Source organism: Halobacteriovorax sp. BALOs_7 (genome assembly GCF_003612895.1).
GTDB lineage: Bacteria > Bdellovibrionota > Bacteriovoracia > Bacteriovoracales > Bacteriovoracaceae > Halobacteriovorax_A > Halobacteriovorax_A vibrionivorans.
The window spans coordinates 2,460,117-2,479,671 of the sequence record NZ_CP027772.1 but is presented as its reverse complement, the minus strand read 5'-3'; the positions used below and the strand labels follow the sequence as shown (position 1 = coordinate 2,479,671).

Genomic DNA, 19,555 nt, shown 5'->3' with positions numbered 1-19,555 from the left:
GCTTTGAGGCCTTGATAAAAATGTCAGCATGAATTGGTAATGAAACTATAGATAATAGAATAAGTGGCGTTTTTATGATCTTCCTCCGAGATATAAAGTTAAAAAACAGGGATCGGACTTTAACCGTTGCGGGACAGTCTCTGAATTTCACAGAGTTCACCTTGTTGAATTTTTCAATTCATGAATTTTCACAGGAGGCTCATTGTCTGTCAAGAAGAGCTTGAAGACAATGGGCCGTAAGATAGAAATTATATATTGTGATAGTACTGAGAATTGACGACATTTTTATAAGTTTTAGGATCTTTCTCTTTTAAGTCTGAGAGAATAATCATATCTGGTGCATCTAAATCATTTGTATGTGTATGAACTTGATACTTAAATAACCAATTAAATAATTTACGATGCTCTAGATACACGATTGTCTCACAGGCAATTAGTAATATCGGCGCTATTAAAAATGAGTTACATAAGAATAACTCAAAAAATAAGATATTAATTACAAGTGGTGCTGCAATTACGGCCGATAATGGAATGAACAAATTTAATAGGAACATTGTCCCAAGTACAATTTCAAGTGATTTAATCATGTAGTAAAGATAACCAGTTTCTTGCAGAGAATTAATAAAGGAAAGGGCCTCAGGTGTAAATTGTGACTCTGTTAATAGCCCTAGACCTGGAGTAACTCCTCCTAGAAGTAGAACCGTTCCCATAACAATTCGAGCACCAACAAAGAGAAACTTCCTTCTTTTACTTTCTGACTTCATAAAACCTCCAAAAGTGATCACCATTGATTATATGACCCAAGAGGCAAGCAAGTATGGAGGTAATGTTAAAATAAATTCAAGTTAAGAGAAAACTTCTTGAATACTAAACGCTTCTTATCTTACAGATAAAATAACCATCTTTTTCAACAACAATATTTTTTGAAAATGGAATGCGGATTCGAAAGAGTGGATCGTAAATCACAAAAGTATCTAGTCGCTGATTACTCTGTTGTAGATATTGTGAAATATCACTTATTTCTTTACCTAGTAATCTTTGATCCTCTTCGTTTTGTACCGAAGTTAGAATTGTTCTCGACTGGTCTTGTTCCATTAACTCAGTATATGCAATACCTTTAAGAGGAGTTTCAATTTTTAGGGAATTCAGTAGAGGGGTTGTTTCAATGAAGTGGCCATCTCGAGACCCACAATAGAATTCAAATCCCTGTTGGACAAATTTCTCTAAGACCTTTTTACTTAACTCATCTTGATAGAGTCGTACTAATTTTAAACCTAAGTATCGAGCTTGTAGCTGGAGTACTTCTTCGGGGATTCCTGTATGACCTAATTCATTACCTTCTTTATTAAGAAGACAAAGAAGAATAATTTCATCCTTTTTATGTGATTCTAATAGTTTCTTTAATGTTGCAAGAGAGGTTAAACCACCGCTCCAAAATAGTACTTTCTTATTTTTCATCAATTACTCTTAAGTCCAATTAATATGTGAATAATCCCTATAGGTTTATTTTTACCTCACAAACATGGACATGTTCAATGGAATAAAATTTTCTCAATGATTCTTCTGGAGGAGAAATGAATATGGAACCACTTAATAATTCAAATAATCAGACCCTATCTTTTCGAAATCTGTCCTTGGACCCAAAAAATCGAGTGGCCTATGTTGATGAAAGGAAGGTAGAGCTAACAAAAACCGAGTGTAAGATCCTATTTTTTCTTCTCGATGGTGGCAAAAGAGTCTATCCGAGGGAGCAACTAGTTAAATTTATATGGGGAGATGTAGATGTGGCAAATAAAACGGTCAATACCCACCTCACACACCTAAGACATAAAACAAAAGGTGTTGATTTCAGGATTCGTATAAATCGCAACAACCAAATTTGCTTACACGATCTGTAATGTATTGAATTTATAGCCATTTTTCATATCTGTAGGAAATAATATTTCTATGATTAGGATAATTGTTTAGACATTTCCTATCTATAAGTTGTTAATTTTTTCGCCTCCCATTAACCTAATTTATTGAAGGGGGAGGAGTTAAAAATATGACATTTATTATCCAGAATGATTGGGTAGGATTTAGAAACCTGAGGATTAACCACAAAGAGGAGAAGGTTTATGTTGGAGATAATGAGGTAGCTTTAACAAAAACAGAGTATAAGGTTCTCTACTTTTTAATCTCAGGGGGAAAGAGAATTTACAAATTAGAAGAATTAGTAATGGGAGCGTGGGGACCTGTCGTTGTGACCAATAAAACGATAAATACGCATCTCTCTCATATTCGAGCAAAGATCGAGGGAGTCGACTTTAAGCTCAAGATTAATCGTAACGGCCAAGTCTGTATTAATGACTTATAAATAATTCATGCCAAGGCTTTTCTTCTTTAATTTCTTCCAGTTACAGCTATAATCGGCCCTTAACTGGAAGAGCAAATGAAGAAACTAAATTTAGAAAATTCTAATCAAAGAGATATATTGGGGGCCCAATTATGGGAACTCGATATCTCATTTGATAAGAGTATTTTTTCAAATTGTTTAGATCAGCTAAATCAGGAATTAGAAAATAAGAATTTATTAGTTCGACCAAAGGTTTGGCTTAGTGATGATTGGTTTTGTCCTGATTCTATCTCTGGAATTGCGATACCATTTACTCTAATGCACCCACGTTTAATAGCATTAGAAAGACAGTACATCGGTCATGTCGAAGGTGAAACTCGTGACTGGTTTATGAAGCTTATGCGACACGAATGTGGGCATGTTATGGATAATGCCTACTTTTTAAAAGACGAGCAAAGAAGAAAGAGTATCTTTGGTGATCATGATAAACGTTATCCAAATTCATATATTCCTAAAGTTTTCTCTAAGAATTATGTATATCACTTAGAAGATCATTATGCTCAGGCCCATCCTGAGGAAGACTTTGCAGAAACATTTGCAACCTGGCTAACTCCAAGATCAAATTGGAGAAATATATATGAAAACTGGCCAGCTCTAACAAAGCTTAAATACGTTGATTCTCAAATGAAGAGTTTACGCGGTAAGAAGCCAAATGTCGTTTTTTATAAAGAAGTCGACTCGATAGAGGAGAGCACATTAACTGTTGCAGAGTATCTTCAGCTTAAGAAGAAGAGACTACGTAAGCAGTCTTTAACGAGACGAAGTCTTAAGCATATTGAGTCATACTTAAATGATAACTCAACAACTGGAACAGATTTAAGAGTTGTTCTAAAAAATAATCGCCAGCAGTTAATTAGAAACATCGCCTTGAAGACTAATACATATCAATATAAAATAGATTCTGTTGTTAAAGATTTGGAGAATATCACTTCGGTTAAGAAGCTATATATTCCAAATGAAAGAGGAACTCAAAACTTAGAGAAACTTTTGCTAAGTCATACTAAAAAGTTTTTCACTGAGGGCCGCGACAGGATTATCATGTGAGTAAAAAGAAAGTTCTCGTACTTGTCCATTCAGATCTAATTCCACCTCAAGATATTTCTAAGGAGGAGGAAGCACGGGAAGAGTTTGAATATAAGCCTTGGATTACTGAATACAATGTTATTAAGACTTTAAAGAGTCTTGGTCATAACGTAAAAGTCGTAGGTCTTTATTCTGACTTAATGCCTCTTAGAGAGGCCATCGATGAATTCAAACCAAATATTGTTTTTAATCTACTTGAGGAATTCAATGGTAACGTTCTCTTTGATCAAAATGTGGTTTCCTACTTAGAGCTACTTAAAGTTAAGTATACAGGTAATAATCCAAGAGGATTAATGATTGCACGTGACAAGGCCATGGCCAAGAAGCTTCTTTCATATCACCGAATAAAAACACCACAATTTCAAGTCTTTAAAAATCGTAAAAAAACGAAGCTTTCTAAGAAGTTGAAGTTCCCACTAATCGTTAAGTGCTTGTACCAAGATGCTTCATTAGGAATTAGTGGAGCTTCAATTGTAAAAAGTGAAGAGAAGGCACTTGAACGTATTAAGTATCTCATGGATAAATACGAAGAAGAGGTCATTGTTGAAGAATTTATCGAAGGTCGTGAATTCTTTGTGGGAGTTATCGGTAATAAACGATTAACGATTCTACCAATTCTTGAACTTCGTTTTAACAAAGTTGATAAGCCTGAACTTGAACTCTATTCAGAGAAGGCCAAATGGAATATGAAGTATCGCAAATCAAAAGGTATCGATATTGAGTTAGCAGATATTCCTAAAGAAGTTAAAGAGCGAATAATAAAAATCTGTAAGCGAACATATAAAGTTCTTGAGTTAAATGGCTATGCTAGGATTGATTTACGTGTTGATGAAAATGGGATCCCATATATTATTGAGGCCAATCCAAATCCAAATATCGCCATGAAAGATGAGTTTGCGATGGCTGCAGAGTCAGCTGGGATAAGCTATAAAAAGTTAATAACGAAACTAGTTAATTAGTTTGAGTTAGGAAGATTGAGCTTTTCGTACTGAGTCTTTAATTGTCCACAAGCTGCTAAAATATCATCGCCCTTTGTTTCTCGTACCGTACAGGTTAGTCCCGCTGCTTGTAGTGATCTTTGAAACCATTCAATGTGTTCATCACTTGGTCTCTTGAACTTACTTTCTGGGTACTCATTAAAAGGGATAATATTAATTTTTGATTCTTTTTTAGGCAGATTTTCAATGAGGCCATCAATATCTTCTTGAGTATCATTTAGATCTTTAATGAGTAAGTACTCGTACATGATACGTCGAGAGTTTTTAACAGGAATTGTTTTCAATGCCTCAAGTAGGCCATCAACTTGGTAGCGCTTATTAATTGGCATAAGCTCAGAGCGTAGGTTATTTCTAATTGCATGTAGTGAAATGGCAACATTCACATCCGGTAGCTCTTCCCATTGCTTAATCTTGGGTACTAATCCTGATGTTGAGATAGTTACCTTGTTCTTACTAAGGGCAATTCCTAAAGGATCAGTTAAGAGGTAGCAGGCCTTTTTAACATTTTCAAAATTATGAAGAGGCTCACCTTGGCCCATAAAAACAATATTTGAGATTTGATAATCTTTATCTACATTCTCGCGCATCCAGCTTGATACAGTTAAGTATTGACCGACAATTTCAGCTGTCGTCAGATGTCTTGTAAGGCCCTGGGTGGCAGTATGACAAAAGGTGCAGCCAATTGCACAGCCTACTTGTGATGAGATACAAAGAGTTGATCGTAGTCGCTTGTCATTTTCACTTTCTATTAAAACAGCTTCAATCGAATTCTTATCTTTAAGACCTAGGAGAAACTTTCTCGTCCCATCTTTTGACAGGCCTTGCCATAATATTTTGAGTAAAGAAAGGTCATATTCCTTAGCTTTTTCACGTACCACTCTTGGCGCATGCTCCCATGTGTCAGGGTTGAAATTTAACTTTTTATAGACCCACTTTCCCATGATTTTTGCTTCATCATATGGGAAACTTTCTAAAGTTAAATTATATAAGCTATCTTTTGTCATAATGCATAATTAACCAATTGCATTGGGCCAGTCAATCTTTAAGGAGGAATAATGCGAATTTTACTACCTATTTTGTTCTTATTCAGCTTTGTAAGCTGTTCATCAGTCACAACGAAAGATGTTGACTACCAAGTAGGAGAACAGAATTTCAAAGGTTATATGGCACTAAATGGAAGCGCTGATGATAAGCGCCCTGGTATTGTTGTTGTTCATGAATGGTGGGGACATAATGATTATGCCAGAAAGAGGGCCGATCAATTAGCTGATCTTGGCTATAATGCTATTGCTCTTGATATGTATGGTGATGGAAAAACTGCTGAGCATCCAAAAGATGCGATGAAATTTTCAAAGCAGGCTTTTAGCAATCCTAAATTGTTAAAGGCAAAGTTTAATGCTGCGGTAGAACTTTTAAAGAAGCAAGAAAGTGTCGACTCTGAAAGAATAGGTGCAATAGGATATTGCTTTGGTGGGGCAGTAGTTCTTTTTAATGCAACTCAAGGAGCAGATCTAAAAGCAGTGGTTTCATTTCATGGTTCACTAGGTGGAATAAAGACAGTAAAAAAGGGATCAACAGCTAAATTACTTGTAATTAATGGTGCAGATGATCCACTTGTTTCAAAAGAAGATATAAAGAGCTTTAAGAATGTTATTAGAGATTCGAAACTTTCCATGAAGTTTGTGAACCTTCCAGGTGCCACTCATGCTTTTACTAATCCTGCTGCGACAGAAAAAGGAAAGAAGTTTAACTTACCGTTAGCTTACAATGAAAAAGCGGATAAAGAATCTTGGGAGATGATGAGAGAGTTTTTACAAAATACACTTTAAATAAAAAAGGCCGTCAATAAGACGGCCTTTTTACTTATAGACATGAATTTAATTTCTTAAAGTTTAAATCAGTGTGATAACCATTTAGACTTAAATCATCAAAGCTTAGTGCTCTTGTTAGCTCATCATTATAATTAACAGCTTTCCAATTTATTGCTACAGGACTTTCACAATCAAGAGCAACATTTTCAATATCAATGATCGATAAGAACTTATTCTTCATTGGAAGCTTAACCTTACATGCTTGGAAGCTACCTGTGTCTCCAACTGAAGAACATAGAGCTGGTTTTTGAGTTTCAAGTACTAATAGATCTCCATCTTTTCTAAAAATTGTAATATCTTTTAATGAAGATTCAAAAGTTGAACCATTATTTACAAGCGCTTCTTGAATTAAGTTAGTTAGAGCATTACGCTTGTGAGTATCATGGTGTAGGTTACAGTCTGCTGGAGTTGAAGGATTGAACTTTGTTTGACATGCAAAGTTTTCAGCAAGAGCAACACCGTCTCTTTCACTTACTTTTGCACCGAAATCAGCATCACCTTCAATCTTTCCATGAAGCATACCAGCTACTTTTCCATCTACAATTACTGGAGCACCTGTTGAGTTCCAGTCGATTGCACAATTAGAAAGAACAAAGTTCTTAGAATCTTTTGTTCCGTTAATTGTAGTAAGTAGTGAATTTGTAATACCTTTACATTCTTTCTTTGCTCGAGTGTACTTTCCTTCTGAGAGTGCGTAATTTGTTGTTCCACCTCTTGAGAATGAAGTTATTTCAAAAGTTTTATTCTTATCTCCAAACTTAACACCATCAAATGTTGTTTCTAGGAATCCAACATTACTTTTTTGTTTTGTATTAACTAGAACAATTTCAGAATATTTTTGGTTTTCAATTGAGTCACATGTGTAAGTGAAGCCTTTTAAATCCTTGAAAGCAATTTGCTTACATGCAGATGCCATCCAGTCTCCAAATGATTGATCTCTTTCTTGTCTTGGAAGACATTTCTTTGCTGTAGCAACTAAGTTATCACCAACAAAGAACGATGCACATGTTTGAAGTCGCCCACGATTTAATTTACCCATAAGTAAGACTTCATCTATACATCCATCTTTTGAATATCGATCACATACAAAAGGTGCTTCATTTAGAGCTGATGCAATTGAGACTCCACCAAGGCCTTGGCTATTTAATGTAGGGCCAGTGTTGTCGTATAGGGAAGAGCGATCACCACAAGAAGTGAGACCAGCTAAGGTAAATACTAGTGTTGTTAGAAGTAGGGCGTTCTTCATAAATTCTCTCTCAAATATTTGATTAATGTTGGCCAAAATCTAGCATAAGAAAGATGAACTATGTATCAGTATGTGTCTCAATATAATTTTTACAATTTAGATTATTGAAGGACTTTAGTGTAAGATATAAACCATGAATATCGTCTTTCTCGATGGTAAGTGCTTGATTTGTAATGGCATCATCAAATTTATTTATCGAATTGATCGTAAGAAACGGATCAAATTCTGTCATCTCCAAGATGAGAAGGCGCTAAATTATCTAGAACAAGATTTCGTTAAGAATTTATCAACTGTCGTTTTCTATCAAGATGGTAAGATTTCAACGAAGTCTGATGCGGCGATTAATATCATGGTGACACTGGGTCATACATATTTTAAACTTTTTCGTTTTATCCCGCGTTTCATTCGTGATGGAATTTATCAGTTTATAGCAAAGAATCGTTATATTATTGGGGAAGAACTTGATGTCTGTCCTATTCCTGAAGCTGGCTTAGCAGAGCGCTTCCTCTAGCTCTTCAGATGTGAGCTGACCACATGCCGCCAGGATGTCATCTCCTTTAGTCGTTCTTATTTTTGCATGAAAGCCAAGCTCCATTAGGCCAGCCTTAAATTCTTCAACAGATTCCATCAATGGCCTTTTATAAGGGGCACCAGGAAATTCATTAAATGGAATGAGATTGAAGATAACAGGCATTCCTTTTAAAAGCTCTCCAATCTTTTCTAAGTGCTTCTTACTATGATTTAAGTCCTTGATAACAAGGTACTCGAAAGTAAGGTATTGGCGCTTCATAAGTTTAAGGCCTTTTAATTCCTCAATTAGTTTTTCAATAGGGTAAGCCTTGTTTAATGGAATAAGTTCACTTCTTTCATCATTAAATGGTGAGTGGAAGCTAAGAGCAAAGTTGATACTACCTAATTCCTTAAAGCGTTTTATCCCTGGTAAATAGCCTGCTGTTGAAAGAGTGATTTGTCTTGGACCTAGGCCCATACCTTCATTTATCCTCAGGATTGAAATTGCCTGTGCTACTTCTTCAATATTATGAAGTGGTTCACCTTGGCCCATAAAGACAATATTAGGAGCCGCTTGATGGCCATTAAACTTTTCTTTAATGAAGTTATACGCTTGAATATATTGAAGAATGATCTCTTTTTCTTTAAGGGAGCGAGTAAGGCCCTGTGTTCCTGTAAAACAGAATGAGCACTTCATTGAACAGCCAACTTGAGAAGATAGGCATAGAGTGTACTTCTTTTGAAAGGGGACACAAACAGTTTCAACTGTGCGTCGATCGCTAAGCTTAAAAAGTAACTTAATGGTCTTATCATCAATAGACTCTTGAACTTTTGCTATTTCAAGAAAATCAAAAATAAAGTTATCTTCTAAAAGAGGGTAGAGCTTCTTTGGTAAGCCTTCAATTTCGTGAAACGACTTCTTACTATGTTTATAAACTTGAGTATAAATTGTTTGAGCATGGACTTTTGTAAACCCATGCTCAATTACAAAGGACTCTAGTTGTGAAAGTGGGAGGCTAAAGAATGACTTTATTAGAGCATCCCCATCTTACGGGCCTGTTCCATCATTTGTTCACGCTGTTCTGGTGTCATATTTTGAACCATCTCTTGCATCTTTTGCATTTCTTCAGGTGACATTTGAGACATCATCTCTTGTGCCTTTGCATACATATCTTCTTGATTCTCAAACTTCTCCATTGAGAAGATGATTTTTTCTGGGCCAATTTCACTACCGATCATCTTTTTTTCACGAAGTTCATCGAGAACTTTATTTAGACTAAGACCTTTTGAATCTGCGATTTCATACATTTTCTCTGTTGGTAGAGAAACCTTCTTTTGAGGGAAACCATTGGCACTTAAATTTTTGATAATTTGATCAATAAAGTTTTCCATGTACTTATCCTTTTTCTAGTCGTTTAGGGCATTATTATTAACATGATGCGCATGAAATTCCAAGATTAAGGCCATTTGAAGCCTTTGTGTTATAATTTATTTATGAAAATAATATCTCTTTTTTTAATTTTATCTCAGTTTCAAATATATGCTCTTCTTTGTTCAAAAGATTACCTTCCGGTTTGTGCCAATGGAGTTACTTATACAAATGCTTGTATGGCAGAGTCTTCAGGAGCAACTGATATAAAGAATGGTGCTTGTGAAGTTGTTGAAAAAAAGAAAAATAAGCCTTCTCATGTTTCTCCGCCTAAACCATCTACTTGTGTATGTCCTATGATTTGGAAACCTGTTTGTGGTGTTGATGGAAAAACTTATGGCAGCTCATGTAATGCTCGATGCAAGGGTGTACCAATTAAGCATCAAGGGGCCTGTGACAAGATAGAATCACACTAGATTTTTTTATTTATAAAAGGCCATTATTTAATTAAGAAGATTAACAGCTAAATTTGCAGGGTTAACAGTTGAATTAAGGTTAACTATAGAAACGAAGTTTAAGTTATTGATGTTATTGCCCGATAGTTGAATTAACTAGGGGTGATAAATGAACAAAAGTTTTAAGTTTAAATTAATTTTACTATGTGTCTTTTTATCAATTGTTAGTATTTCGATTAGTACTGTATCTTATTTTGGAATCTCAAAATTGAGCGATGAGTCTCATGAATTTAGTCGCGATATTATTCCACGCAGTATTCTTCTCAACGAAATGGATGTTAGCTATCAGAAAACAAGAATTGCTGTTCGTACATTAGGGCTTGAGGATAATACCGCCTCAGAAAGTGAGGCTGCGATTAACTCTACTCTTGAGATGATTGCAAAATACGATACTGCCGCCAAGAAATTAAAGTCAAAACTCCACGATGAAAATGAAAAAGAAATTTTTAACAACCTTGAAAAAGAGTGGGGAAATTTTAAAGCGGTTGGTGCTAGAGCTATTGAGTTGGCAAAAGACGGAAGTGTTAAAGCAAGGAAAGAATTATTAGAAATCTTTCATGTACATTGTCCAGAGGCCGCTGAAAGCTATCAAGTCGCCTTGGATCTTTACACTAAAGAGATTTCTCAAGAAGTCGTAACTTCTGCGGCCGCATTTAATCAGACTGTAAGCTCTCTTAATTATACACTTCTCATTGTATCAATTGTTGGGGTGATTCTAGGTCTTAGTGCCGGTGTTGTTTATGCTAATAAGATTTCTTTACGCATTAGAGAAACTCTTGAGCGTTTAACAAAGAGCTCAAATTTTATGACTAAAAGTGCAAATAATATTTCACTTACGTCAAATAATCTAACGTCTTCTTCTCGAAACCAAGACCTTTCTCTACAAGAGTCTTCTGCGGCAATCGAGCAAGTAAGTTCCATGATAAAGGTGACTTCAAATAATGCTCAAGAGTCGACTGAACTTGCAAAAGAGAGTTTAGATAAAGCTGCTTTTGGACAGAAGATCGTTAAGAAAATGATTGATTCAATGAATGGAATTGATAGCGATATTGTCGAGATGGTTGAAGAGTTGGGCTCAAATACAGAAAAGATGCAGCAGATTATTAGTCTAATTGAACAAATTGAAGAAAGAACACAGGTTATTAATGATATCGTTTTTCAAACAAAACTTCTTTCTTTCAATGCATCAGTAGAAGCTGCAAGGGCAGGAGAGTCTGGTAAAGGTTTCTCAGTGGTTGCCGAAGAAGTCGGTAAGCTTGCTGAGATGAGTGGACACGCTTCTGTTGATATCTCTGAAATGGTTAGTTCAAGTGTAAAAGAAGTAAATCGTATGATTACTGAATCTAATGAAACACTTAATTCACTTGTTTCAAAAGTTAGAGATAGTGTTAACTCTGGAACTAAGGTTGCGGGAGAATGTGGTGATATTCTAGAGAGTATTGTTGAAAGTGTTGATGATGTTACAAAGGCCATTAACGAGATCTCAACTGCCACTTTTGAACAAGCAAAAGGTATTGAAGAGCTTCAAAGCTCTATCTCAAGTATTGATCTGTCTTCAAGATCTAATACTGGTATTGCTGAGGAAGCGTCTAAAGTTGCTGGAAAACTTTTAAATGAAGTTGTTCACGTTAATAAATCAATTGATGAAATTGAAACTGCCATACTTGGCGATGAAGCGGCCCCCAAAGCTGCCTAAAATAATCTGGCCTCAAGTTTATGAGTACTCTTCCTTTGTCACGAAGAGGCTGAATCATAGACTTGTAGGCCTTTTTCCCAAAGTATCTTTAAAACAAACCAAAAGATTATCGTTGCTCCTACCATGATCAGAAGGTAGTGCCACTTACTCATATCTAGTAGGAAGCGTACTGGTGCAGAGCCAATTAGCAGAATTGGAATAAAGAAAGAAAAAACTCTCTTTGTCATTGTTCCATAGATTAGATCTGGCCAACGTGATAATTGTTGCATCTGCATTCTAAAGAAATTTATTCCAACACCCTCAACAAGCCAAAACATTGCACAACTTATAACGAATTCAATAACTGCTAGTAATGTTAATGATAGGATAAGTAATGGGGGCACAAGAAGCCATTGTATTAAAGTAAAGCCGTTGGCATTAGCGTAGTAGCAAAATATAGAGATCGCTGGAATCAATGTCGGAAGAGATGATGGGCGTACATAGCGAAAGAAGACACTGAAAATTGAGTTGAGAGGTCGTAGGATTGTATAATCGAGCTGACCAGATTTTAGATCATCACTAAAGCGCCAAAAGTTTTGACTAAAGATAATCATATGAAAGCAATCCATTAAAAGCATATATGTCAAAAATAACATGAATTCATCTCTGTTCCAGCCCTTCACTTGATCAACGTGATCAAAGATAAAGTCTAGTGTGAAATATGCTGAAGCAAAGAAAAAGAGATCCATAAAGATCATGAGAACAAAGCTAGTACGAAAGCTCATTGCTACTGAAGTACTTGTCGAGACAAACTTTGAATAAACGCTTAAGTAGTGTTTACATTCGTTTTTAAAACTCATTACATCCCCGCTGCCGTATAAAGTTTAATTCCACGTTTCCAGACTAATGTACAGATTACGCTAACACCTATAAGCCAAGGACCTAATACGCTAAAGAACGTTGAGTAACTAACTGGCTCACCCATGAAGACTTTAATCGGGTAGTAGGTTAGATAAGGGAATGGTGTGTACATGAGAATTTCTCTAAAGAAGTCTGGATAGAGTTCTAAAGGAATAATTGCTCCGGATAAAAATACTGTGATCATTTGAAGCATAACCCTTAGGATCCATGTCTCTTCAAGCCAGAAGGCCATAACCCCAGTTAGGTATTGTAGAGAAAACCAAAATAGACTTACAAAGAGGCAAACGGCAACTCCATTTAAAAGAGTTATAAAGTCTATATTTGGTAGGATTCCAACAAGAGAAAAGAAGAATATTGCAAAACCTGTGACACATAATTGAATCATTTGAAATCCAATGAATGATGCCGTGTGGAACTCCCAGAAGTTAAAAGGGTAGATGAGATAAGTTGATATTCTTCCCATTCTAATATCAAGTGCTAGGTTTAGAGCAGTGTGGCCTTGTGCAAGTTGTGAGACAACAAAGGCCCATACGTGGTAAGTTAACATTGCACTAAGAGTATAGCCTTTAATAGTATCAAGACCTGTACTTTCAAAAATTGCCGTCCAAAGATTGTATTTAATAAATAGGAAGACAATAGCAGGTCCAATAATTTGTAAAAAGAAGTTTAGGCGATATGCCGTATACTTCACTACGGAAATTTTAATTGTTTGCCACCACTTAATAAGATTAGACATTACTTAAGATCTCCGGATTCGCCATAATCTTTTTCATTACTTTTTCAATAGGAAGCTTTTCTGTATGAAAATCGATAACTGGATACTTAGAAAGAATTGCAGAGGATAATTGTGATAGCTCCTCTTTATCTACTCTCAATTCAACACTTGTATTGTGATCAAAGAAATCACAATCTAGCTTAGTCCAAAACTCTTCATTGCTATCAATTGATTTATCAAAGCTAAAGTAAACAGACTTCTTATCACCAAGAATTCTCTCCAAATTCTTTAGAGGCCCATCGTATGCTTTTTGTCCCTTTGAAATAAGAACAAGGTCCTTACAAAGTGCTTGTACATCGGCCATGTAATGCGATGTTAAAATAATCGATAGGTCATTTTTTGCGTGATACTCTTTTAAGAAGTTTCTCATATTTTCTTGGGCCACAAGATCAAGTCCAATAGTTGGTTCATCGAGAAATAAAACTTCTGGTTCATGTAAAAGAGAGGCCATTAGTTCAAGCTTCATACGCTCACCGAGAGAAAGCTTTCTTACGTGAATATGAAAAAGTTCCGTTACATCAAGAAGCTCTCCCATATAGCCAAGTTTTTTCTTAAACATATCATCTGGTATTTCATAATATTTTTGAAGTAACTTAAATGAGTCCATGGCCGGAATATCCCACCATAGTTGCGACTTTTGCCCCATAACAAGGGCTATTTTCTTACGGAATTCTTTATCTCTTTGCCACGGCTTATAACCTGCAATTGAAACCTCTCCATCAGAGGGAACGATGATACCAGTTAACATCTTCATAAGAGTTGTTTTACCGGCACCGTTTGGACCTAAGAGACCTTTGATCTCACCCTTTTCGACTTTGAAGCTGAAGTCTTTTACTGCATATTTTGTAATGGGGCTTCTATTAAAGAAAGACTTTACACTACCTTTAAAACCTTCTTCTTTCTTGTAACTTACAAATTTCTTTGTGAGGCCATTTGTTTCAATCATATTTAATTACTCGCTTGCGTGTTGATTTGTGTATTCGTACATAACAATACTTGCCGCTATTGAAACATTTAAAGATTCAGTTAGACCGTATTGCTTTATTTTTAACCTTTTTATTCCTGGCATATCTTTCAGTGGCCCAAATTCTTCGTGACCAAAGATAAATGCTGACTTCTGTGGAAGGTCGCATTTATTTAGAAATGTTTCTGCTTTTGAATCTAGAGTGAGAGGAGTGTAACCAAGTTCATTTATTCGCTCAATTGACTCTTCAATCTCATTGAAAAAGAATGTTTTCACTCTTTTAAGAGCGCCCTTTGCAATTGTGACATCGAAGAACTTCGTTCCAACAATGTGGACTTCATAAATACTGTATATTTCACATGACCTAAGGATCTTTCCTATGTTGAAGCCACCCTTTAAGTGGTCCAAGACAATAATAATTTTATGTTGTCCGTGAACAGCTTTTTCTTTGGCTATCTCTAGTTCTTTCTCTAATTTCTTTTCTAAGAATTTTCTTGTTTTCTTGCTCATACTTGGGATAAATTACGAAATAAATCGGAGGTTTGCAATGAGCAATGAGACATCAAATGAAAATCAAATAGCTGTTTTTGGCGCAGGGTGTTTTTGGGGTGTTGAAGAGACCTTCCGAACGTTAGCTGGAGTAGTTGAAACAGAAGTTGGCTATGCTGGTGGTAAGTCGGATCAAACAACATATGAAGAAGTGTGTACTGATACAACTGGCCATGCTGAAGTCATTAAAATTACCTACAATCCTAATGTCATCAAATTTGAAAATCTCTTGGATGTCTTCTTTAAAAACCATAATCCTACGACACTTAATCGTCAGGGAGTAGATGTGGGTAGCCAATATCGAAGTGTAATTTTCTATTTGGATGAGGATCAGAGAGTTCAAGGTGAAAAGGCCATAAAAGAGCTTGATGAAAGTAATCGCTTCCCAAATCCCGTTGTAACTAAATTAGAAGCATTTAAAAATTACGTAAAGGCAGAAGAATATCATCAAAAATATTTGAAGAAGAAGGGTTTAACATCTTGTCTCATCTAAAATTGTTGAGAATATAAGCTCATGTTTTTATTGACAGTGGCGCAAGTTCTAGGCAATCGCGATCATGTTCAATAAATAAATTAACTACGACTCATCCCCAGTTGCAGTAGATAGAGTACTGTAATCACATAAAAGTAAAGATTATCTCAGAATTCGACATTTCTTGCGCATAATAGTTAATAGCTCAACAATCATGAGTGAAGGAAGAGGAGTTTATAAATGAATATTGAAAACTTTAGAGAGACTTTTATTGCCCATGCAAGAGATGAAATTAAATCAATCGTCTCTCAATCAAAAATTAAAGGCGAGTTCAACTGTGACGTCTTTAATGAGAAATTAGTGATTATTTGGTCCGATGCCCAAATAAATGGACTAACTGAAGATGAGTTTTCAACTTTAGTTTCTGAAATTATTCCAACTTACTTTGATAACGTCGTTTTCCCATTCACTGACGATATACCGCTTGCAGCTTAATTGCTGTATTTTACTTTCATAATACTCGGGTATCGTTGACAACAGACGATACCCCGGTATTTTCTATTTCATCAAAAACACCATCTGAATTATCATCTTCTTTTTTAATATTAGTGAAACGCGGTACAAGAGCTACTGAGATTACAATGACAAAAGCTCCTAACATGGCCGTAGGGTCCAGGGTCTCTTTAAAGAATAGGTAGCCAAATAAGGCCGCAAAAATTGATTCACTTAAAAAGACTAAACCTACAATATGAGCAGGGATTGTTTTTTGTGCAACTATTTGTAGAGAAAAAGCAATTAGTGATGAAAAGATAGAGACGATTAAGAATCCCCATAGTGCAGAAGGGAAGCTTAGCGCCTTTGCAGAGTAGAGAACTTCAAGACTTGTTGCTCCTTCATAAATTAGAGCAAAAACTAATCCCATAATCCCCATGAAGATACATTGGAGAAAGTTAAAACGAATTGCATCCACGTTATTTGCATAGCGATCTGTTGCTATAATATGAAGAGAGAAAAAGACTGCTGATACGATGACAAAACCATCACCAATATTAAAATTATTAAAGTCCATACCATTCATCATCATAATCCCAAGCATTGAAGTCATGAGAAGGAGCCAGAAGGTTTTACGAACACGTTGTCCAAGAAAGATAACCGCAATAATTGGCGTAATAACGGCATAAAAGACTGTAAAGAAGCCTGATTTGGCCATTGTTGTTAGTGCAATCCCAACTGTTTGCAGTTGAAGAGCAGTCATTAGTAGCGCTGAGCAAACTAATCCACCGATAACTTCATCTTTGTTATTTGATAACTTTTTAAAATCACCTCTAAAGAGAAGGATTAATAAAGCGAAAAGACCGGCAAAAATATAGCGTAGAGAATTTGACCATACTGGTGAATAGTCAACAAGAGTAAAGCGAGTTCCGGCAAAGCCCATACCCCAAATCGCACATGCAATACTTAGAAGAATTATACCTTTCATGGGGCCAATATAAATTGAATTGAAATAGAAAACAATGGGAAAAGAGCGACAAAAGCCTAACGATATCGTTAGTTTTGAAAGGGCTTAAACTGAAATTGTTTGGTGCCATGAAAAAGTGACGAAATTTTTTTGACAAAAGCAAAGATCATTTATTGTTCATCTTCAGAAGTACTTGAAATTAAACGAGTATCCAAAAAAATTATTAGTATTTAAAAATTGTAGCAAAATAGATTTGTAGAAATGAAGTACACGCTACTTATTTTTTCAGGGGACGTTTAATGCAAAAAGATAATTTTAAGCAAACATTTTTAAATGAAGCAAGAAATGAAGTTCAAGGTATCTATTTAGAAACGACGATTGATGGTGATTTTAATGCCGATTTATTCTCAGAGAAATTAACACCAATTTGGACTGCTGCTTCCTTAAATGGATTAGATGAATTTGAATTTATATCTTTGGTCGAAGATATAATTAATAAAGATGCCCAGGAGATATATTACCCCTTTAGCCTTAACTATCGAGCTGTGGCATAGAATAAAAGTAGAGCTCCCTTATGGGAGCTCTCTTTTTTATTATAATAACTTATCATCAACGAGATTTGGTAGAGTGACTTTTAAAAGAGGCTCTTTTTCCATCGCTCTCTTAATTGCAAAAGTTGCACCTTCATTACGGGCCCAGCTTCTACGGTTAATTCCGTTATTCACATCCCAAAATAGCATTGACTTAATACGGCGATCACAATCTTCGCTTCCATCGAGAACCATTCCAAAACCACCGTTCATAACTTCACCCCAACCGACACCTCCGCCGTTGTGAAGAGAGATCCAAGTTGCTCCTCTAAATGAGTCACCAACGAAGTTTTGTACGGCCATATCAGCTGTGAAGCGAGAGCCGTCATAAATATTTGATGTCTCTCTAAAAGGAGAGTCTGTTCCTGAAACATCGTGGTGGTCACGACCTAGAACTACTGGTGCCTTAAGCTTTCCTTCACGAAGGGCCTTATTAAAGGCAAGTGCGATTTCAATTCTTCCATCACTATCTGCATAAAGAATACGTGCTTTTGAACCAACCACAAGATCGTTCTCTTTTGCACCTTTAATCCAAGTAATATTATCTTGCATCTGTTGTGTAATCTCTTTTGGTGACTCTTGCATAAGTCTTTCAAGAACTTCTGTTGCAAGCTGATCTGTTAAATCAAGATCCTCTTGAGTGCTAGAAGTACAAACCCATCTAAATGGACCAAAGCCATAGTCAAAGCACATTGGGCCCATGATATCTTGAACGTATGAAGGGTACTTGAAGTCTTCAGTAGATCCTTCTTTCATAATATCAGCACCTGCGCGAGATGCTTCAAGTAAGAATGCATTTCCGTAGTCAAAGAAGTACATTCCTTTATCTGCAAGTTTATTAACCGCGTTTACGTGTCTTATTAAACTCTTCCTAACTTCAACTTTAAATTGTTCTGGGTTATTTGCCATCATCTCATTTGATTCTTCAAATGAAAGATCAGCAGGGTAGTAACCTCCGGCCCAAGGATTATGAAGAGAAGTTTGGTCAGAGCCAATATCAATATGAAGATCACTGTCAGCAATCTTCTCCCAAAGGTTAATGATATTTCCCTGGTAAGCAAGGGAGACAGCTTCTTTATTATCTTGTGCTTTTTTAATTCTTGCCATTAGCTCATCAAGATCAGTGAAAACTTCATCAACCCATCCTTGCTCATGGCGAGTCTTTACGGCCTTTGGATTGACTTCCGCAACAACACCGATACAACCTGCGATAACCGCGGCTTTCGGTTGCGCTCCAGACATTCCACCAAGTCCTGCAGTAACAAAAACTTTACCAGCTGTTTCAGTAACGGCCTCTTTAGAAATTTTTCTTAGAGCATTTAAAACAGTGATAGTTGTTCCGTGAACAATTCCTTGTGGCCCAATATACATAAATGAACCTGCTGTCATTTGTCCGTATTGAGTTACTCCAAGTGCATTGAATTTTTCCCAGTCATCTGGCTTTGAGTAATTTGGAATCATCATTCCATTAGTCACAACAACTCTTGGTGCATCTTTGTGGGATGGAAATAATCCTGCTGGATGACCAGAGTAGAGAACGAGTGTTTGCTCATCTGTCATTGTCGCAAGATATTGCATTGTTAAAAGATACTGGGCCCAGTTTTGAAAAACGGCACCGTTTCCACCATAAGTGATTAGCTCATGAGGGTGTTGAGCTACAGCATAGTCTAAGTTATTTGAAAGCATTAGCATGATGGCCGCTGCTTGTTTTGACTTGTGAGGGTACTCATCAATCGATCGCGCATGAATTTTATAATCAGGGCGATAGCGATACATATAGATACGACCGTACTTTTCAAGCTCTTCTTTAAACTCTGGAATTAGTTCAGCATGTAAATCACTTGGGAAGTAGCGTAGTGCATTTTTAAGGGCAAGCTTCTCTTCTTCTTGATTAAGTATTTTCTTGCGCTTAGGTGCGTGGTTAATATCTTCTTCATATTTCTTATATTTTGGTAAAACCTTAGGAATACCTTCTAATATTGCCTGTTGAAAAGAATTATTATTCACTCTTAATACCCCTTGTACTTATGTATATTAAAAGGCTTATATCACTTTACTCATTATCTAGAAAGCTAATGGTGTCATTTGACGTGTCTCGTTACGAATCAAATGCCTTAGAGAAAATCGAATTCAAGTGTGATATAATAATTATCTAACGAAAGG

Annotated in this window: 23 protein-coding genes and 1 riboswitch; of the genes, 11 read left to right on the top strand and 12 right to left on the bottom strand. The window is 36.0% G+C overall.

From position 1 onward, the window contains the following. Positions 1 to 48: 48 nt before the first annotated feature. A riboswitch (adenosylcobalamin-variant (AdoCbl-variant) riboswitch) is annotated at positions 49 to 177 on the bottom strand. Positions 178 to 248: 71 nt separating this feature from the next. Continuing rightward, positions 249 to 764, bottom strand: a complete 516-nt coding sequence (locus BALOs_RS11870; protein WP_114705430.1) for a hypothetical protein — start codon at positions 762 to 764, stop codon at positions 249 to 251. Positions 765 to 867: 103 nt separating this feature from the next. Beyond that, positions 868 to 1,458 (bottom strand): hypothetical protein, encoded by a 591-nt coding sequence (locus BALOs_RS11865; protein WP_120405283.1) that lies wholly within the window; start codon positions 1,456 to 1,458, stop codon positions 868 to 870. 116 nt (positions 1,459 to 1,574) lie between these two features. Between BALOs_RS11865 and BALOs_RS15570 the strand changes: the two genes are divergently transcribed. The 4 genes from BALOs_RS15570 to BALOs_RS11845 all read left to right on the top strand — a co-directional run bounded on the left by BALOs_RS15570 (position 1,575) and on the right by BALOs_RS11845 (position 4,437). Then, positions 1,575 to 1,898 carry a winged helix-turn-helix domain-containing protein gene (locus BALOs_RS15570; protein ID WP_114705428.1) on the top strand — a complete coding sequence of 108 codons (324 nt, stop codon included), beginning with the start codon at positions 1,575 to 1,577 and terminating at the stop codon, positions 1,896 to 1,898. A 146-nt stretch (positions 1,899 to 2,044) separates the two neighbouring features. Then, positions 2,045 to 2,356: a winged helix-turn-helix domain-containing protein gene (locus BALOs_RS11855; protein ID WP_114705427.1), complete on the top strand. Its 312-nt coding sequence runs from the start codon at positions 2,045 to 2,047 to the stop codon at positions 2,354 to 2,356. Between the two features lie 75 nt (positions 2,357 to 2,431). Beyond that, positions 2,432 to 3,439: a putative zinc-binding metallopeptidase gene (locus tag BALOs_RS11850; protein ID WP_120405282.1), complete on the top strand. Its 1,008-nt coding sequence runs from the start codon at positions 2,432 to 2,434 to the stop codon at positions 3,437 to 3,439. Then, positions 3,436 to 4,437: an ATP-grasp domain-containing protein gene (locus tag BALOs_RS11845; RefSeq protein WP_120405281.1), complete on the top strand. Its 1,002-nt coding sequence runs from the start codon at positions 3,436 to 3,438 to the stop codon at positions 4,435 to 4,437. Before BALOs_RS11850 ends, BALOs_RS11845 begins: the two co-directional genes overlap by 4 nt. Here BALOs_RS11845 and rlmN (BALOs_RS11840) read toward each other — a convergent pair. Beyond that, positions 4,434 to 5,480 (bottom strand): 23S rRNA (adenine(2503)-C(2))-methyltransferase RlmN, encoded by a 1,047-nt coding sequence (gene rlmN / locus BALOs_RS11840; protein WP_120405280.1) that lies wholly within the window; start codon positions 5,478 to 5,480, stop codon positions 4,434 to 4,436. The genes BALOs_RS11845 and rlmN (BALOs_RS11840) overlap by 4 nt on opposite strands. A gap of 51 nt (positions 5,481 to 5,531) precedes the next feature. Here rlmN (BALOs_RS11840) and BALOs_RS11835 point away from each other — a divergent pair, with 51 nt between their 5' ends. Further along, positions 5,532 to 6,305: a dienelactone hydrolase family protein gene (locus BALOs_RS11835; RefSeq protein WP_120405279.1), complete on the top strand. Its 774-nt coding sequence runs from the start codon at positions 5,532 to 5,534 to the stop codon at positions 6,303 to 6,305. 34 nt (positions 6,306 to 6,339) lie between these two features. Here the strand turns inward: BALOs_RS11835 and BALOs_RS11830 are convergent, their stop codons facing one another. Beyond that, on the bottom strand, positions 6,340 to 7,593 hold the full coding sequence (locus BALOs_RS11830; protein ID WP_120405278.1) for a hypothetical protein: 1,254 nt from the start codon (positions 7,591 to 7,593) through the stop codon (positions 6,340 to 6,342). Positions 7,594 to 7,726: 133 nt separating this feature from the next. Here BALOs_RS11830 and BALOs_RS11825 point away from each other — a divergent pair, with 133 nt between their 5' ends. Continuing rightward, complete coding sequence (locus tag BALOs_RS11825) at positions 7,727 to 8,104, top strand: thiol-disulfide oxidoreductase DCC family protein (RefSeq protein ID WP_120405277.1); 378 nt, start codon at positions 7,727 to 7,729, stop codon at positions 8,102 to 8,104. Here the strand turns inward: BALOs_RS11825 and rlmN (BALOs_RS11820) are convergent. Both rlmN (BALOs_RS11820) and BALOs_RS11815 read right to left on the bottom strand, forming a co-directional pair. Beyond that, positions 8,084 to 9,088, bottom strand: coding sequence for a 23S rRNA (adenine(2503)-C(2))-methyltransferase RlmN (rlmN, locus tag BALOs_RS11820; RefSeq protein WP_240406501.1), 1,005 nt, complete (start codon positions 9,086 to 9,088; stop codon positions 8,084 to 8,086). The genes BALOs_RS11825 and rlmN (BALOs_RS11820) overlap by 21 nt on opposite strands. Positions 9,089 to 9,135: 47 nt before the next feature. Further along, a complete protein-coding gene (locus BALOs_RS11815) occupies positions 9,136 to 9,495 on the bottom strand; it encodes a hypothetical protein (RefSeq protein WP_114705419.1) in 360 nt (119 codons plus the stop codon). 102 nt (positions 9,496 to 9,597) lie between these two features. Between BALOs_RS11815 and BALOs_RS11810 the strand changes: the two genes are divergently transcribed. Together BALOs_RS11810 and BALOs_RS11805 are read left to right on the top strand one after the other, a co-directional pair. Next, positions 9,598 to 9,948, top strand: a complete 351-nt coding sequence (locus BALOs_RS11810; RefSeq protein ID WP_120405275.1) for a Kazal-type serine protease inhibitor family protein — start codon at positions 9,598 to 9,600, stop codon at positions 9,946 to 9,948. Between the two features lie 148 nt (positions 9,949 to 10,096). Beyond that, positions 10,097 to 11,683 carry a methyl-accepting chemotaxis protein gene (locus BALOs_RS11805; RefSeq protein WP_120405274.1) on the top strand — a complete coding sequence of 529 codons (1,587 nt, stop codon included), beginning with the start codon at positions 10,097 to 10,099 and terminating at the stop codon, positions 11,681 to 11,683. A 38-nt stretch (positions 11,684 to 11,721) separates the two neighbouring features. On the opposite strand, the gene BALOs_RS11800 is transcribed toward BALOs_RS11805, so the two are convergent. Genes BALOs_RS11800 through BALOs_RS11785 form a run of 4 tightly spaced genes read right to left on the bottom strand, consistent with a single transcriptional unit; the run spans position 11,722 to position 14,832 of the window. Beyond that, positions 11,722 to 12,522, bottom strand: a complete 801-nt coding sequence (locus tag BALOs_RS11800; RefSeq protein ID WP_114705416.1) for an ABC transporter permease — start codon at positions 12,520 to 12,522, stop codon at positions 11,722 to 11,724. Next, entirely contained in the window at positions 12,522 to 13,319 is a 798-nt protein-coding gene (locus BALOs_RS11795) for an ABC-2 family transporter protein (RefSeq protein ID WP_114705415.1), read from the bottom strand. Before BALOs_RS11795 ends, BALOs_RS11800 begins: the two co-directional genes overlap by 1 nt. Continuing rightward, positions 13,312 to 14,304 carry an ATP-binding cassette domain-containing protein gene (locus BALOs_RS11790; RefSeq protein ID WP_114705414.1) on the bottom strand — a complete coding sequence of 331 codons (993 nt, stop codon included), beginning with the start codon at positions 14,302 to 14,304 and terminating at the stop codon, positions 13,312 to 13,314. The genes BALOs_RS11795 and BALOs_RS11790 overlap by 8 nt, the downstream gene beginning before the upstream one ends. A 6-nt stretch (positions 14,305 to 14,310) precedes the next feature. Beyond that, positions 14,311 to 14,832 carry a TrmH family RNA methyltransferase gene (locus tag BALOs_RS11785; protein WP_114705413.1) on the bottom strand — a complete coding sequence of 174 codons (522 nt, stop codon included), beginning with the start codon at positions 14,830 to 14,832 and terminating at the stop codon, positions 14,311 to 14,313. A gap of 37 nt (positions 14,833 to 14,869) precedes the next feature. Between BALOs_RS11785 and msrA the strand changes: the two genes are divergently transcribed. Together msrA and BALOs_RS11775 are read left to right on the top strand one after the other, a co-directional pair. Continuing rightward, the gene (msrA, locus tag BALOs_RS11780) at positions 14,870 to 15,364 is read left to right on the top strand and encodes a peptide-methionine (S)-S-oxide reductase MsrA (RefSeq protein WP_114705412.1); all 495 of its coding nucleotides are present in this window, start codon (positions 14,870 to 14,872) and stop codon (positions 15,362 to 15,364) included. A 219-nt stretch (positions 15,365 to 15,583) separates the two neighbouring features. Further along, positions 15,584 to 15,838 carry a hypothetical protein gene (locus BALOs_RS11775; RefSeq protein ID WP_114705411.1) on the top strand — a complete coding sequence of 85 codons (255 nt, stop codon included), beginning with the start codon at positions 15,584 to 15,586 and terminating at the stop codon, positions 15,836 to 15,838. 16 nt (positions 15,839 to 15,854) lie between these two features. Here BALOs_RS11775 and BALOs_RS11770 read toward each other — a convergent pair whose 3' ends face one another. Next, positions 15,855 to 16,823 carry a DMT family transporter gene (locus tag BALOs_RS11770; RefSeq protein WP_114705410.1) on the bottom strand — a complete coding sequence of 323 codons (969 nt, stop codon included), beginning with the start codon at positions 16,821 to 16,823 and terminating at the stop codon, positions 15,855 to 15,857. 278 nt (positions 16,824 to 17,101) lie between these two features. Here BALOs_RS11770 and BALOs_RS11765 point away from each other — a divergent pair, with 278 nt between their 5' ends. Continuing rightward, positions 17,102 to 17,356 (top strand): hypothetical protein, encoded by a 255-nt coding sequence (locus BALOs_RS11765; RefSeq protein WP_114705409.1) that lies wholly within the window; start codon positions 17,102 to 17,104, stop codon positions 17,354 to 17,356. A gap of 39 nt (positions 17,357 to 17,395) precedes the next feature. Here BALOs_RS11765 and BALOs_RS11760 read toward each other — a convergent pair whose 3' ends face one another. Next, the gene (locus tag BALOs_RS11760) at positions 17,396 to 19,399 is read right to left on the bottom strand and encodes a urocanate hydratase (protein ID WP_114705408.1); all 2,004 of its coding nucleotides are present in this window, start codon (positions 19,397 to 19,399) and stop codon (positions 17,396 to 17,398) included. Between the last annotated feature and the right edge of the window lie 156 nt (positions 19,400 to 19,555).